Source organism: Ideonella sp. P3_A4 (assembly GCF_056403075.1).
The window spans coordinates 1-16,438 of record NZ_JBFUGE010000096.1 but is presented as its reverse complement, the minus strand read 5'-3'; the positions used below and the strand labels follow the sequence as shown (position 1 = coordinate 16,438).

General features: G+C 65.5%; 9 protein-coding genes. All 9 read right to left on the bottom strand.

From position 1 onward, the window contains the following. On the bottom strand, positions 1 to 7,513 hold a 7,513-nt coding region (locus AC1DYI_RS11735; protein WP_477204289.1), incomplete at its 3' end, for a SpvB/TcaC N-terminal domain-containing protein. A 142-nt stretch (positions 7,514 to 7,655) separates the two neighbouring features. Then, positions 7,656 to 10,352, bottom strand: a complete 2,697-nt coding sequence (locus AC1DYI_RS11730) for a serine/threonine-protein kinase (RefSeq protein ID WP_477204288.1) — start codon at positions 10,350 to 10,352, stop codon at positions 7,656 to 7,658. Positions 10,353 to 10,394: 42 nt separating this feature from the next. Continuing rightward, positions 10,395 to 10,523 (bottom strand): hypothetical protein, encoded by a 129-nt coding sequence (locus AC1DYI_RS11725; protein WP_477204287.1) that lies wholly within the window; start codon positions 10,521 to 10,523, stop codon positions 10,395 to 10,397. A 668-nt stretch (positions 10,524 to 11,191) separates the two neighbouring features. Then, entirely contained in the window at positions 11,192 to 11,740 is a 549-nt protein-coding gene (locus AC1DYI_RS11720; protein ID WP_477204286.1) for a hypothetical protein, read from the bottom strand. Between the two features lie 278 nt (positions 11,741 to 12,018). Next, positions 12,019 to 12,726: an ABC transporter ATP-binding protein gene (locus AC1DYI_RS11715; protein WP_477204285.1), complete on the bottom strand. Its 708-nt coding sequence runs from the start codon at positions 12,724 to 12,726 to the stop codon at positions 12,019 to 12,021. A gap of 1 nt (position 12,727) precedes the next feature. Next, positions 12,728 to 13,501 (bottom strand): ABC transporter ATP-binding protein, encoded by a 774-nt coding sequence (locus AC1DYI_RS11710; RefSeq protein WP_477204284.1) that lies wholly within the window; start codon positions 13,499 to 13,501, stop codon positions 12,728 to 12,730. After that, on the bottom strand, positions 13,498 to 14,808 hold the full coding sequence (locus tag AC1DYI_RS11705) for a branched-chain amino acid ABC transporter permease (protein WP_477204283.1): 1,311 nt from the start codon (positions 14,806 to 14,808) through the stop codon (positions 13,498 to 13,500). The genes AC1DYI_RS11710 and AC1DYI_RS11705 overlap by 4 nt, the downstream gene beginning before the upstream one ends. Before the next feature lie 18 nt (positions 14,809 to 14,826). Continuing rightward, entirely contained in the window at positions 14,827 to 15,780 is a 954-nt protein-coding gene (locus tag AC1DYI_RS11700; RefSeq protein ID WP_477204282.1) for a branched-chain amino acid ABC transporter permease, read from the bottom strand. A gap of 198 nt (positions 15,781 to 15,978) precedes the next feature. After that, a partial coding sequence (locus tag AC1DYI_RS11695; RefSeq protein ID WP_477204281.1) for an ABC transporter substrate-binding protein occupies positions 15,979 to 16,438 on the bottom strand: 460 nt, incomplete at its 5' end.

The following is a 16,438-nucleotide window of genomic DNA, read 5'->3' as shown; positions in this document are numbered from 1 at the left end:
ACGTGTATTCGTCTGAGGTAACCCGGATGTAGGCCACCGCAGCCCCTTCCCCAATGCCTCTGCCGACGGTGCCGAAAGTGCCCTGGAACAAGGACTCTCCCGTGGCCGCGGCTGAAGCGGCGACCGCACCGGCACCACGGCTTCCTGTCTTTCGCTCCACCCAATCCCCCGCCGAATTGGCGTGCGCTTTGACGTCGTCGTTGTATGAATTGATCGTGCTGTGCATGATGGCGAGCGGTGCCAATGCGGGAACCTTCGCAAGCAGGTATGCCGCCCCTGCGCCCGAGCCGAGGGTCACAGCCGCGCCCGTGGTGTCTCCCTCATGCGCCTGCCTCATCGCTGTGCCGACGAGGCCAGCGATACCCAAGCCCGCACTGACTTTTCCGCTCACCGACGACGAGCCACGGGATGCACTCGGCGGTGGCTCCGGCGCTGACGCCGGCGCTGGCGGAACCTTCCCGAACGGAAGCTCCAGTTGCTCATGAACCGGAGAACCCGATGTGGTGGCAGCCGCAGGTGCACGCGGTGCCTGAACCGGCGCGGTCCGCCGCCCGATCGAGCGCTCGTATTCATTCATTGGCTGTTCAAACGGACGTGGCGCTGGCTGCTTGAATCGCGCCCCCTTGTTGACCGACCGGTCGACCCCAGCCGCATCTCGCGTAAACAAGCCACTGCGCTTCGCAGCCTGTTTTGCCGCTTTGTCCGCGCCACCGCCGAGGCTCATGTTTTCGCTGGCAGGTTGTGGCCGAAGCGGCGGTGATGCACCAGCGGGCGTGGTGCCATGAGTCTGGTTGCTCGGGTGCCCCCAATGCATTTGCTCTTTGGGCCCGAATCCATCCTGGATGCCCCGCAACGCGCCACGCTGTGACGACGTGATTCCTCGTCCCGTTCTGGTGGCAACAGGAGTGATCTCGAAGTTCTTCTGTTCACCGAGCCAAAGCTGCCTCGGCTGCGTTCCTGCTGGATCCACCAGGCCGGTGGGGCGGGACTTCACATACTCATAGAGGTTGATCCCACCATTCAATCCGATCGGATCGGCGCTGATCCACCGCCCCAACCACGGCGCGTAGTACCTCGCCCCGTGGTAGTTCAACCCCGTCTCCTCGTCCCGCTCCATCCCCGTGTACCGATACCGCTTCAAACTCACCTCTGCCGCGCTGCGCCCCGCCTGGTACGACGTGCTGCCATACGGGTAGTACTCTTCGTAGGTGATGATTTGCCCGCCAGCGTCGACTTCCAATGAAGCGGAGCCGAGGTGATTGGCCAGCTGGTAACGGGTCAGTTGAGCGGGTACCTCAACCTCGTCGCCGACCGTGCGCGTTTCGATCAACGCGATACGCCGCTGGTCATCCATCACATGCAGCGTCTCGCGCTCCAGTGAAACCTCGCCGGCTGCATTGCGTCTGCGAAAGACCTCGAAACCACCGAGCGTGATGCGCTCTTCGACGAGGTTGCCACCGTTCTTCTCGACGACCTTGCGGATGCGTTGGCCCGTGGCGTCGTAGACGTAGTACGCGGTGCCGCCGCCGCCCAGGTCCACGCGCTGCAGCTGGTCGTGAAAGTCCCAGGCCATGCCGCTCAGGTGCGGCATCGCGGTCATGTTGCCGTGGGCGTCGTAGGGGAAGCGCTGCGGTTCGTTGTTGCCGACCACGACGCTGCTCAAGCGGTTGCTGAGTTTGGTCGGCTCGGTGAGGCTGGCTTCGTCGTAGCTGTAGCCGCGCGACCAGTTGCCGTTTGCCGCCTGGTGAACCAGCTGCAGGAAGTTGCCGACCGGGTCGTACGAATACCACTCGACATAACGGCGCATGGCCTGGCCGTCGTTCGGGTGCGGCAGGTTGACGCGGAAGGCGTCGTTCCAGCTCGTCTCGGGTTGAGAGACCTGGCCGATGTGTTCGCGCCCTTCGGCGGCCAGCAGACGATAGACAGCGTCGTAGGTGTAGTCGGCACTGGGCGTGACGACCTGGTTCCTGAAGTAGACCGTCTGCTGGGCCGCGTCTTCGATGTGCGTAATGTTGCCGGCCGGGTCGTAGACATAGGCCAGGTCTTGCAGCGGCTCGCTGCCGCGCAGCGTCTGGCAATGCGTGAGCCGCAAGGTCAGCGGGTCGTAGGCACAGTCGGTACGCAGCCCGTTGCCATAGGCGATGCTGGTGCGCTGGCCCTTCGCGTCGTAGTCGATGTTGGTGACGAAGGGGGTGGCCGACGTCGCCCCACGCGGTTGCACCAACATCGCTTCCAGCAAGCCCGCGGTGTTGAAACGCGGCCGGGTCTCGCTGCCGTCGGGCGCGGACAGTACCACGGGCCGGTTCAGCGCGTCGTAGACCGTGCTGCTGGCGAAGACTTGAGCATCGAGCGCAGGGCTGGTTGACCAATCCAACGCAGACTTGTATTCGGCGGCCAACTGGCGCCGGCCAACGAGCAGGTTGCCTTTGAAGTCGTAAGCCTCGCTGGTCGACACCCCCGCCTGGTCGAAGTGCTGAACGACCTTGCCACGCAGGTTGCGCGCTTCGGCATCGACCTCGCCTTCGCCGTACACGGTGCGGCCGATCAGCTTCTCTGCGCCGCTGCCCTCTTGCAAGAAGACCTCCAGCGGCCGACGCAACGCATCGCAAGTGTTGCGGAAGCGGTGCTCGCGGCTGTCCCACGCGAAAGCGGGTTGACCGCCCGCGTCGTTGAGCATCCAGCGCTCACCCGCCTCCATGCTGGCCTGGTGGACACGCGTGCCGAGCATGTCGAAGGCGTAGCGCATGACGACGCGGTCGTTCGCGTCGATGACTTCGCGCTGATTGCCTTCGATGTCGAGCAGCACCCGGCTGGCATGGGTTTCGTCAACCGTCGACCGGTCTCGCTCGAAACGGTTGTGCGCGATCGTCAGGAAGGGACGACCCAGCGCATCTGCATGGGCGATCGAAGGCGTGGCCGCGTGCACAGCCGTCTTGGCAGCGGCCGCCTGTTCGGGAGCACCAAGCTCGCCGCTTTGGCGCTGCGAKTACCAAGCGGGCAGGTAATCGGCAGCGGCCAACCGCCTGAAGAATCCGCCGACATCGGCATCGTCAGCCGGGTCTTCGATCAAGACGGTGTCGTTGACGTCCCAGCTGACTTGCTGCCACGGGTCGAACACCGCCTTTTCCCAGCTGTGGTTGGGGTGCAGCGTGGCCACCACCCGTTCCAGCGGGTCGTAGAACAAGGTTGAGCTGACGCCAACCTGGTGGTCGAAGCGGAAGGCGTGCGTGTCGTCAAAGAAGGGCTCGAACTGCTTGATCGGCTTGCCCTTGTTGTTGAACAGCGTCCAGCCGCTGCCGACCCAGCGTGGGTCGATCACAGGGCCACCATCGACCAAAGGTCCCGGTTCAGCGGGCACCTTCTTCTGGATCTCGCGCCCGTTGCCGTCGGAATAGCTGAGGCTCAGTTGCACCCTCAGCCCACCGTCGGGCGGCGCGTCGCTGGCGTGCGTTTCGCGGGTCATCACCGCGGCGAATACGGGCTGCTTCTCCCGCTGGTAGCGCGCCAGGTCGTAGACGATGCGCGTGGTGGCCGAGCCGAGCAGCGGCACCGCGTTGGCCAGTGGGTCGGCCAGGAAGGCGGCTCGTTGCGACGACGTCAGATTCGGTTCGAACTCGGCCAGGCTGTCACCCACGGCTTCACTGACCTTGCCCATCACCGCGCTGCCAGCCACCAGGCCCAGCGTGTCGAAGACCACCTCGCTGCGGTTGCCGTTGGGGTCGGTCAAGCGACGGGGCTGAAGCACGCGATAGTCCACTTCGGCCACGATGCGGTTGCCCAACGCGTCGACGCTCTCGGTAGGCAACATCACATACGGATCGGTGACGGTGAGCGCCGTGTTGCCAAAGGCGTCGACCGCACGCTGCGCAGCAAAGAAGTGCCGCTGCGCGAAGGCCAGTTCTTCGGCCGGCGTGTCGTTCAGCCCAGGCGAATAGAAGACCCGCCCGGACGGGATCCACCACGTGCCCTGATCGTCGTCTCGCACGTAGCGGCAATCGCCCAGCATTGCATCGTTGACGCGGTCGCCGTAGACCTGTTCGAGCAGGCCCGGCGTGAACGCCAGCTTCCGACTCTCGCCCGGCAATGCCAGCGGTTCGAGCACGCCGAGCGGCAATAGGCCGGTGAGATCGTCTTTACGGTAGTAGCTACGGTTCTGCTCGATCAAGCGTTTCTGCTGCGCGATGCCATCGGCCTGCTCTTCGTAGCTGAGGCTCTGTGCGTTGTTGATGCGGGCGAAGTCGTCCGCCACCCACTCGGCGTGGCTGAAACGTGGTGCCCCAGGCACGTTCGGCACAAAGCCGGTCAACTCTTGGCTGAAGCCCTCGCATGGCGCTGGCGCACGGTGCGCATCCGGGTAGACCTGCGGGTCGTCGATCGCCTGGGTGTAGTGCGCCTCGGTGTAGGTGATCAGCGTCTTGGTTTGCTGCTTGCGATCGGCGTCGGTCGGCAAGCCCGAGTCGCTGTGCCGGCGCCCATAGCCAATGCTCAGCGTCTTCAGCGGGTTGCCAAAAGCATCCACCTCCAGCGTCAGCTCGTGCCCGATCCGTGGGTCGGCGGGGTTGCGTTCGTAGTGGTAGCTCAGGCTCTCGAGCTGGTGGCTGAAATGGACGGCGTGGTGGTTGACCGCCTGAGGCTGCAACTGCACCACCCGATAGCGGCTCTCGCCCACCTGGAACGGGTGTTCGGCTTTGGCACCGCCATCGTGCGCATACACCTCGGTGCGCAGCTGCGCACCGCGCAAGGCACGATACGCCTCGGCCGGTGTGTCACCGGTCTCGACCTCGTGCTCCTCCAGCGGCACCGCCTCGCCGTCTTGTTGGTAGAACTCCTGCTGGAAGCGCTGGGTCAAGTCCCGGTAGTCGAAGGTCCGGCTGCCGCGGCTGTCGAAATAGACGCCGGTGTGGAACCAGGTGCGCGTTTGCACGGGTGGTGCGTAAAACGCCGGGTCGGCGTTGGTGAACGGGACGTCATCGCCATGCAGGCCGAGGTTCAGGAAATCTTCGAACGACTCGGTGTCGAACTGGTCGACCCGGCCAAAGCCGCAGAACTCACGCTCGCGGCCGTCATAGTGGCCGTGGTGGTACTGGTAGGTCGTTACTTTCTTGGTCTGGCCGATGTGGTCAATGGCCTCCACCTTGTCCACCACCTGCACCGGGAACGGCAAGGCGGTCAGCCAGGGTGTGCCGTTGGCCTGGTCTTGCAGAAAATAGCGGGTCGACGGGGCATAGCTGACACGGGTGGTCGAGCCCATGTTGTTGTCCATGCCGATCAGGACATAGGGCTTCACGCCGCCGCAGAAGTCGAGCGCCTTGTAGTGCCCATCGCCGGCATCGACGAAATCGTGGCTCCACAGCAGTGTGGCTGTTCCAGTGCCGAACACATCGGCGAACTCCACCGCGCTGGCGTCGCTGGTGCTCGGCGTGCCGACGATGGTTTGGCGATCGCTCCAGGCGTTGCCCGACTGGTTGAACCAGAAGTGCACGCGTTGAAAGTCGACGTAGACCAGGTCGGCGCAGCCGGTGCCGTTCAGGTCGGCGAGCATGAGCCGCTTGGGGTCGAAGCTGGTGGCCAGGCGAGGTGCGTTGGCCATCGTGACGCGCGGGCCAAAACGGCCGTAGCCCAGGTTGGGCCAGTAGTCGATGCGGCCCTCGTGCACGAGCACGATGTCGGTCAGGCCGTCGCCGGTCATGTCGGCCAGGCGCACGCGCCCATCCGGATCGTCGAAGAACACGTCGGGAAACTGGGCCGGATCGTGCACGCGCGCAACAGCCTGGCCCGATCCGAAGCCCTTCTCTCCCAGGCACTCGAACCACAGGAACTGCTGGTCCCGGGTCAGCAAGGCGTCGGCCCGGCCGTCGCCGGTCAGGTCCAGCATGCGGAGGTTGGGATCCCCCGGCAAGAAGCCCGGCACGGTCTCGTAGGGCGTGAACTGCTTCCAGGCGCCGTCGGGCGTCGTCTCGAAGAAGCCGGGCAGCGGGCCGGTGTTGACCAACAGGTCCACGATCCCGTTACCGGCCATGTCGCCGAAACCGACACCCGGCTGGTCGAGCGACACGCCGGCCGGCATCTGCGTCAGCAGACGTGGGCGGTCCAGCAAACCGTTGCCCAGGTTTCGCCAGTAGCGAAAGCCATCGGGGCCGGTCTGCAGGAGGTCCGGCAAGCCGTCRCCGAACAGGTCGACCAGCGCCATGTTCGGGTCTCTCAGCGGCTGCGGTGGCATGTCGCCGCCCAACGCCTTCAGCGGCTGATAACGCTGCTCGTGCGGCTTGAACGGCGCGTAGTCGAAGACGACCGGGGGCATGCTGGCCGATCGGTACGCCCCATTGCTGTCCGTGTCATAGCCCGTCACCGTGGCTGCGCTCAACAGCGAGGCCTGCGTGTCGGGGTCGGTGCTGTAGCTGAAGTCGGTCGAGCGAACCAGGGTGGGTCCACCTAACTCGGCAAAATGATGGAACATCAAGACACGCTGGCAGCGCCGCAGCGTGCGGATGTCGAAGCCTGCCCGACAGTGCGAGAAGCGGTCGGGCCGGACCGGCGTGAGGCGGCCAGTCGACGATGTCTTGGGGTCGGCGCCGAAGAGTTCTTGCCGTGCCTCGGGCAGTGGTGTTGGATGCGGCAGGCAGGTGGGGCTTTGCCAGTCACCGTAGTCGAACACCACTTCGAACGCGTAGCGGCGGCCGTTGCGCAGGTGGCCCACGGCCGAGCCATCGGCGTAGGTGATCGGCTGGCCCTGCACATCCAGCAGCGGCTCGGGCAGGTTGCCGTAGTAGATGCGGCGCGGATAGCGCTGGGTGGCGATGCGACCTTGCTCGAAGACTTCGGTCAGATGGACATCGGGGTCGCGGCTCGAATACAGCGCGGGGTCGTCTGCGGCGTATTCGAAGAGGCTGTGGTTGCCGAACGCGTCGAGKGTCTCTTGCAACAGCCACTCGTGGACACGCTGGTCGTCCGCCGGATCGGCCATGCGAGAAGCCGCGGTGTTGCCGAAGAGGCTGGTGACGTTGTCCTTCGTGATCGTGCGCCAGTGTGTTTCGCCGGTGCCGGTGTGGACCCAATGCTCGATCCGCGCGAACAAACCTTCCGTGCGAGGGCGGTAGAGAAACACCAAGTGGTCCGTACGCTCGATCGGGTCCATCGGCACCCAGCTCGACTCACCACTGTCGGGGTCGACGACCTGCTTCAGAACACGGACCAGGTCTTCCGCGCCGGACATGACGAACACGTCGCTGTCGTCGTAGCGAGGCAGGCCTTTCTCGGTCTTGCGTGAGATGTGTGGAAGCGAAAGCTGCCAGCCCAGCCCGAAGAGGCCATTGCCATGGCCGGAGCTGTAGTCGAGCGACAACTTGGGGCCGAAGCCGTGGCGACCCGGTGACAAGGCGATCGGCACGCTGTGGTTGCCCGTGCCGCTGAACAGATTGGCTTGAAACGTCTCCCCGATGCCTTTGATGGCGCCGCCGCCCTGCGGCAACGTGAGGACACCACCGGCCGCGTGCGCCGCCTGCTTGTTTTCCATCGCTGTTCCTTGCGTTGCGATGGACAGGCGTTGTGAAACATCTGCCTGCCCACTCAGCTAATCGCAAGCCGCAGCTGCAATCTGCCAGCCTTTACCCGCCGTTACCTCATCACCAGAGGCCCCCTGCCCGGGGCCACCCGGTTCAGCGCACGGCCAGCAAGCGTCGCGCCTCGATGACCGATGGGGCCGCATCACCCACCGTCGGCTCGAGCTGGGCCAGGGCTTCGCGCAGCACGGCGGGAGCGCGCTCGTCGCCGCGTGCTCGCAGCGCCATGCCCTGGGCCAGCAGGGCGCTGCCCAGCCACTCGCTGTGGGCGAAACCGGTCGCCTCCATGCGCGCCTCCTGGACGGCGCGCTCGGCCAGCTCCAGCGCGGCCGGAGCGTGCCCCAGCTGCAACTCGACCTGCGCCGACAGCGTCAGTGCGCGAATCCGGCCCGGCTCTCCGCGGCCCGGTGGCCCGAAGGTCGACAGGGCCCGCTCGAGCAGCGGCTTGGCGCGCTCGGGCAGACCGGCGTCCAGCACCATGCGCGCATGGTTGACATCGGCATTGCCAAGTGTGGGGTGGTTCGGTGGCAGCAGCGCGGCCAAGCGATCGCGCGCGGCTTCGACCCGGCGTTCGCATTGCGCCAGTTCACCCGGCGCGCACCAGGCGAGTGCGATGACCGAGAAAGGCGGGCTGCGCGTGTCGCCACGCTCGGCGGCCGCCGACAACGCTTGCGCGAGCGCCTGCTGTGCTTCGGCAACGCGGCCGAGTTCGAGCAGCATCTTGGCGCGGTTGACAAAGCTGGCAGGCGCGGTGCCCGGCGCAGCCGTGCCGTCGGGTGTGGACTCGATCGAGCGGTCGAACGCCGCCAGCGCACGCAACGGGTCGCCAGCACGCGCGAACAGCACACCCTGGTTGTTGAGCTGCGTCAGCATGCCGATCGTGTGGGTGCGGCCCATCGCATTCAACTCGTCGATCGTCGACTGGATTTGTTCGAGCGCCGCACTCAGGTCACCGGTCTTGGACAGCGCCCCGGCCAGGTTTTCGCGCATCGAGATCTGCAGCGTACGGTTGCCCACGCGCGACTGGTCCAACAAGGCCAGGGCCTGGCGCTCGTCAGTCAAGGCTTGTGGGTAGGCTCCCAGCTCGAAGGYCCGCAAAGCGCGCGTGTGGTGGCAGTAGGCCAGTGTCGACGTGTCGCCGCCCGCCTGTGTGCGCAGCGCAGCCATGGTGCGCTCGAAGCGCTCCGCGGCGCGATCGCCGTCAGGCTCCAGATCGATCTCTGAGATCTCGGCGCACTCCGCCTGCGCCAGAAGGTCGGTATCGCCCGCCTGCTGCGCCGACAGCTTGGCCTGGGCCAGCAGTTCGAAGGTCTTGTCTTGCGCATCGATCTCGCTGTAGATGCCCGACAGGGTCAACTGCAGCCGGGCCCTGACGGCAGGGTCATCGGCGAACTGCGCATTGGCCAGCTGACCGGCGCGGTCGAGCAATTCGACGGTGTTGAGCGGCCGATTCGCCGTGCTGCTGATCATGAAGGTCAGGAACTCTTCTACCGCTTCAGTCTGCACCCGTTGCCGCACACGGTCTCGCTCGTGCCCGGCAATGCGTGCCTGCGCCAGCGTGCCGGCCACGATGGCCACGGTGCTGATTGCGCCGGCAGCCACAGCCGCGCGATGCCGCCGCGCGAACTTGCCAAGCCGATACAACCATGCGTCGCCATGCGCGGCCACCGGCTCATGGTCACGGTGGCGCCGCAGGTCTTCGGCCAGCGCGTCGACCGTGACATAGCGATGCGATGGCGTCTTGCGCAGTGCTTTGGCAGCAATGTTCGACAGGTCACCTTGCAGGCGGCGCGCCAGCTTCGGCGGCGTGGTTTCGCGGGCCAAGGCCGCAGCCGCGCCGCAGACGGCGGACAGGCGGATCGGCTCACGCTCCAATGTGGTCTGCATCACCTGCTGCGCGGTGGCGTCTTCGGGCGCCGTGGGGTGCCGGCCCACAAGCAGCTGGTACAGCAACACGCCCAGTGCATAGACATCGGTCGCCGTGGTCACCGGCTCGCCGCGCCATTGCTCGGGCGCAGCGTATTCGGGCGTGAGCGACTGGCCGCCGCCGTCTCGCGTGATGGCGGTCAAGCCGGTGTCCCAGGCTTCGTCTTCGACCATCTTGGCGATGCCGAAGTCGAGCAGCTTCACCCGCCCGTCCTTGTCGACGAGGATGTTCGTCGGCTTGATGTCGCGGTGGATGACCAGGTGGCTGTGCGCATGCGACACGGCCGCCAGCACCTCGGCGAACAAGGCCAGACGTTGCTCGATCGTCAGGCGTCTGCTGTCGCAGTAATGGTCGATGCGTTCGCCATCCACCAGTTCGAGCACCAGGTAGGGCTGCCCGCCCTCGCTGACACCGGCGTCCAGCAGATGAGCAATGCTCGGGTGCGTCAACCGGCCAAGGATCAGGCCCTCATGGCGAAAGCGCCGCGCCGGCGCCTGGCCCACGAGCGACAGGTGCAGCAGCTTGACCGCCACTTGCGTCTCGAAGCGCCCATCGTCCCGGCGCGCGCACCAGACGCTGCCAGTGCCACCGTGCCCGAGCGGCGCCACCAGCGTGTAGGGGCCCAGGCGCTGGCCCGCCAGCGTGGGCGACTCGGCAGGTGGCGCGACGGCTGCCACGCCCTCGAGAAAGCGCACCTCTTCGACGCATTGATGCGCTTCGTGCAGTGCAGCCAGCTCTGTGGCCAGGGCCGGATCTTCGGCTCGCAACTCAGCCAGGCGAGTGGCCTGCTGCGCAGGAGCCATGTCCAGCAGCTCATCGAGGAGTGGGCTCAGGCGTTGCCAGCGTTGGCGATCGGGCAGCATCATGGCGTGCTCCCTTCTCGCGCGAACACGCGCCGCCAGGCGCGCCTAACCAGAGCTCATCGCCCGGTACGGCAGCGCCCTCGTGTTGTTCTGTGGCCGGGCGATCTCGTTGATCGCCTCGGTGCGTGGCGCGTTGTGCGCGAAGCCTGAGTCCGACTGGCCAGATGCGTTCATGGGCACGACCCCTGCCGAGAATCGGCAATCCGCGAATGTCGGCGAGCGAACGGGCTGCAGCCATCCCCCGTTTGGGGGGCCTAGAGAGGGGACGAGCGGCCGGAGCCGTTGTATCAGCCCCGATCGACGCTGCCGCCGAGCAAGCGAGAGCCCGCTTGGCTGTTGGACTGCACTTGCGCGTCGTGGCCACGCGCCCTCAACCAAGCCGCCCAGCTTTCCACGTGCGCCTTGTCGGGATGCCAAGGCCCAGCCGAGAAGCCCGTGTGCTCTCTGCCATGTTGACCGTACACCACCCGCCACAACACTTGGAACTCCCCGTCTATCGGTCGGGCCAGGTTCAAAGTTCCGAGCGCCGCCTTTGGGTGATTTTGCCCTGCCTCGAGGTGTCGAGTCGCGCGAGTGGGATCAGACAAGGACATGGATCACGCAGCAGGCCGACGGCCGGCGGCAGCAGTGGCTTGGCAACCGCAGTCACTTCTGGCCCTCCCGGGCGGAACCGACTCAGACCTCCAGCCACTCCTCGCGGATGTAGGCGTCGGCCTTCAGTAATCCGGCTAAATTCTGCGGCCCAAAGATAGTGCAACTCGGCAGTCCATGGTGGCGAGAAGTGTGTGCCGGGCCATCTCCGCATTGTCCAGGAGTGACTCGCTGCAGTGCTCTGCGCCCGATCAGTGAGTCTTCACGGGTCGGGCGCGCCCCTCGCACGGCTGGATGAGCAATCCGTAGTTTGCCTCTTTGGCATAGATGAATCGACCACTGCCGAGCTCGAAAATCAAGTCCGTCGAGACGATCCTTCCCCACCAGACCTGGACAAACAGCAGATCCTCGTTCAGCCATTTCAGGCGCATGTTGTCCATCAGGTCGACGGCCTCGATTTGCCAAGCCACGGGTGAACCCTTGGTTGTAAACACCTCGATAACGTTGGAGCGAGAGCCGGGCTTCGTGGTGTCTGCGGTGACGACGCGATTGAATGCCGCCGTCCCGTGAGGCGACTTGGCGATGAATTCCGAGTCGTACTCTTCCAACACGCGATCAGGGCGTTGCCGCAGCGGTTTGATCGAGACGTGCCCCGCCAGCGGAACCACTGACGGTTCCGAGTACTGAACCACCTGGTCGTTGCAGTCCATAAGCGGTTCGGCTGCACCCGCCGCGGCAATGGCGCGCGCCGATACCAGCAGCGCAGCCGCGGTCAGCACTGAAGTCAGTGCAATCTTCAAGTTTGCGGATCGACGGTGTGTCATGGTTGCTCCCTGTTCTCTCGCCCGAACGCGTTGTTTCGATGGCGCGGGATCTTGCCCGACGACGAGCGAACGCGGCGTGAGAGTTTCTTCACGCGCGTGAGGGAAACCGCCGTCGTGGCCGACGGCGCTGGCATCGGCAGGGCAATCTACGGCGGCGACCGCGCCAGTCCAAATGGCTTGGCAGCAATGTCTGACGGGCCGCAAGAAGGCTGCACGTCTGCGTCCGGGGGGCAGCTACGGCAGCGCACCGTCAGTCAGACCTCCAACCACTCCTTGCGGATGTAGGCGTCGGCCTTCAGTGCGGCTGGCGTGCCTTCGAAGACGATCTGGCCGTGGCCCATCACGAGGCAGCGTTCGGAGACTTCGAGCGCGATGGTCAGCTTCTGCTCGACCAGCAGCACCGAGATGCCGCGGCGCCGCAGTTCGCGCAGGTACTCGGCCACCAGCTCGACGATCTTCGGCGCCAGGCCCTCGGTCGGCTCGTCGATCATGATCAGGTCGGGGTCGCCCATCAGCGTGCGGCACAGCGTCAGCATCTGCTGCTCGCCGCCGCTCAGCACGCCGGCTTCGGTGTGCTGGCGCTCCTTCAGGCGCGGGAACATGCCGTACATGTCGTCGAACGACCAGCGCGGCTTTTCTTTCTTGCGCTTCTCGCCCAGCATCAGGTTCTGGTGCACCGTCAGCTTGGGAAAGATGTCGCGGTTCTCGGGCACGTAGCCCAGGCCCAGGTGCGCGATCTCGAAGGCCTTCTTGCCGACCAGTTCTTGCCCGCGCCAGCGCACCGAGCCGGTCGCATCGACCAGGCCCATGATCGACTTGACCGTCGTCGAGCGACCCGAGCCGTTGCGGCCCAGCAGGCTGACGATCTCGCCTTCGCCGACGTTCAGATGCACGCCATGCAGGACGTGGCTCTTGCCGTAGTAGGCATGCAGGTCTTTCAGTTCCAACAACGACGCGGCCATCTCAATGCGCCCCCGCCGCTTGGGCTTCGGCCAGCACCGAGCCGAGATAAGCCTCTTGCACGCGCGGGTTGGCGCGCACCGCCTCGGGCGTGTCGAAAGCCAGCAGCTCGCCGTAGACCAGCACCGCAATGCGATCAGCCAGGCCGAACACCACACCCATGTCGTGCTCCACCGTCAGCAGCGTCTTGCCCACCGTCACCTCGCGAATCAGCTGCACGAAGCGGGCCGTCTCGCTGGTGCTCATGCCGGCGGTCGGTTCGTCCAGCAGGATCACGCTGGAGCCGCCGGCGATGGTGATGCCCACCTCCAGCGCACGCTGCTCGGCATAGGTCAAGTTCATCGCCAGGTGGTCGCGCTTGCGGTGCAGGTGGATCTGCTCCAGGACCTGCTCGGTGCGTTCGTTCACTGCGCGCAGGCCGGACAGGAACTTCCAGAACTCGTAGCGGTGGCCCATGGCCCACAGCAGCGCACAGCGGATGTTCTCGAACACGCTCAAGCGGCTGAACAGGTTGCTGACCTGGAAGCTGCGGCTCAAGCCCGCGCGGTTGATCTGGTACGGCGTCAGGCCACCGATCGGCTGGCCATGCAGCAAGATGTCGCCGCTGGTGGGGCCGAAGCGGCCGCTGATCAGGTTGAACAGCGTCGACTTGCCGGCGCCGTTCGGCCCGATGATCGCGACGCGCTCGCCGGCATTCACTGCGAGGTCGACGCCGCGGATGATCTCGGTCTTGCCGAAGAATTTCTTGACGGCACGCAGCTCGACAGCGGCGGTCACAGGCTAGCCTCCCGCCGCTTGATCTCTTTCTCGATCTCAGCCTGTATTTCGCCCCACTCCTGCACGAAGCGGCGGCGCACCAACTCGAACAGCCCGAGCGTGGTCACGGAGACCAGTGCGAGCCCGACCCAGGTGTCTGTGTGCGACACGTCCAGCGTCATGCCAAGGAAACGCACGCCGCCTTCGCCCGACGAATCGAGCTGCAGGTGGTAGATGATCTCGACCAGGCAAGCCACCGTCGCCAGCARCACCGCACCTGCACCGCCCAGCGCAAGGTACGAGGTCCACAGCCGTCCCAGCCGGCCGAACGCGGCCACGCGCAGGTTCATCATGATCAGGCTGGCGACGCCGCCAGGTGCGTACATCACCATGAACAGAAACACGAAGCCGAGGTAGATCTGCCAGGCCGGTGTGATCTCGGACAGCAGCACCGACGACAGCACCAGCAGCACCGCGCCGATGATCGGGCCGAAGAAGAAGGTGGCGCCGCCGAGGAAGGTGAACAGCAGGTAGCCACCTGATCGGATCGCGCTCACCGTCTCGGCCGTGACGATCTCGAAGTTGATCGCGACGAAGGCACCGCCGATGCCGGCGAAGAAGCCCGAGATCATGAAGGCCAGGTAGCGCACACGCTGGGTGTCGTAACCGATGAAGGCGACCCGCTCGGGGTTGTCGCGCACGGCATTGAGCATGCGGCCCAGCGGCGTGCGGGTGAAGGCGTACATCGCTGCAGTGCAGACGAAGCAGTAGAAAGCGATCAGGTAGTACACCTGCAATGCCGGGCCGAAAGTCCAGCCGAACATCTTTGTCTCGTAGACCCGGTTGGTGCTGATGCCGCCTTCGCCGCCGAAGAAGTCGGGGAACATCAGCGACATCGCGTACACCAGCTCGCCCACCCCCAGCGTGATCATCGCGAACGGGGTGCCAGCCTTCTTGGTCGACGGGTAACCGAGGATCGCGGCCACGCCCAGCCCCGCCAGGCCACCGACGAGCGGAATGAACGGCAGCGGGATCGGCAGCGTGCCCTTGGCCGCCAGGTTGATGGCATGCACCGTGAAGAACGCGCCCAGCCCGGTGTAGACGGCGTGGCCGAAGCTCAACATGCCGCCCTGGCCCAGCAGCAGGTTGTAGCTGAGGCAGATGATGATCACGTAGCCGATCTGCGAAAGCATCGTCAGCGACAGCCCGCTGGTGAACAGCCTCGGCGCGATCAGCAGGACCAGCGCAAAGCCGCCCCAGATGACCCAGCGACCGACATTGAAAGGCTTCCAATGGAAGCTCGCGCCGGTGTTCGCGTTCGATGACATCGTGCTGCTCATGTTTTCTTAGTCTTCCCGCGTGCCGAGCAGCCCGCGCGGGCGGAACACCAGCATCAACACCAGCAACAGGAAAGGCAGGATCGGCGCGACCTGCGAGATCTTCAGCTGCAGCAAGGCATAGCCGAAGGTTTCTGGGCCGACCTTGACGCCGAGCGCCGTCAACAGCCCCAACGCCGATTGTTCGAGCGCGACGGCGAAGTTCACCATCACCCCGATCAGCAACGAAGCGAGAAACGCACCGGCCAGAGAGCCCATGCCGCCGACCACCACCACCACGAAGACGATCGCGCCCACCCCTGCGGCCATGCCGGGCTCGGTGACGTAGGTGTTGCCGCCGATCACGCCAGCCAGCCCGGCCAGCGCGGCGCCGCCGCCGAAGACCATCATGAACACACGCGGCACGTTGTGGCCCAGCGACTCGACCATGTCCGGGTGCGTCAGCGCCGCCTGGATCACCAGGCCGACCCGCGTGCGCGTCAGCAGCAGCCACAGACCCAGCAGCATCAGCAGCGCCACCAGCATGATGAAGCCGCGCGAGCGTGGGAACTGGGTCTGGAACAGCGTGAACAGCGGCCCATCCAGCAACGGTGGCAGCGCATAGGGCACGGCCGCACGGCCCCAGATCAACTGCACCAGCTCAAGCACCACGTACGACAGGCCGAAGGTGATCAACAGCTCAGGCACATGGCCGAACTTGTGCACGCGGCGCAGCGCAAAGCGCTCGAACAGCGCACCCAGCGCCCCCACCGCCAGCGGCGCCAGGATCAACGCCGGCCAGAAGCCGACATAGCCCGAGATCGTGTAGCCCAGGTAGCCGCCCAGCATGTAGAAGCTGGCGTGGGCGAAGTTCAGCACGCCCATCATGCTGAAGATCAGCGTCAGGCCTGAGCTGAGCATGAACAGCAGCAGGCCGTAGCTGATGCCGTTCAGCAGCGAGATGACGAAGGCCTCGAGGGTCATGGGGCGCCAATAGGCAGTCGCAAGTTCAGGGCCGAAACAGCGAGGGTCGAGACGGGGGGCTCAGCCGGCGCCCGGCAGGTCGTTGCGGCCACAGCCACCGGGTGTCCCGCGCGGCCAGCGCACGGCCGCTCCGAAGCGGCCGCGCACCCTCGCGGAGGGTGGTGGCGGTACTCCGCCACCGGGTGTCCCATTTCCCCTCTAGGGGCGCTTCATCTGGCACGACGTCGGCGTCGCCGACACGTACGACGGGTACATCTTCGTCAGCCCGAAGGTGTTGCCCGTTTCTTCCACGTTGTAGTTCTGCTTGGCGTCGGTCTTCTGCCAGGTGGCAAAGAACAGCGGCTGCTGCAGCTGGTGGTCAGAAGCGCGCATCGTGATCTCACCGGCGTACGAGCGCACCACCAGGCCTTCCATCGCCTGCGCCACCTTGACCGGGTCGGTCGACTTGGCTTTGGCGATCGCCCCTTGCAGCGTGGCAAACAGGTGCAGCACCGTCGAGGTGGAGAAGTCCTGCTTGTACTTCTCGTGGAAAGCGTCGCGGAACTGGCTGTACTCACCCGGCAGGTTCGAATACGAACCGTAGACGGTGGTGATCTTGCCGGCCAGCGCATTGCCGATCGCGGTCGGCGTGCCCTGCGCACCGGCGTAGTAGGTGTAC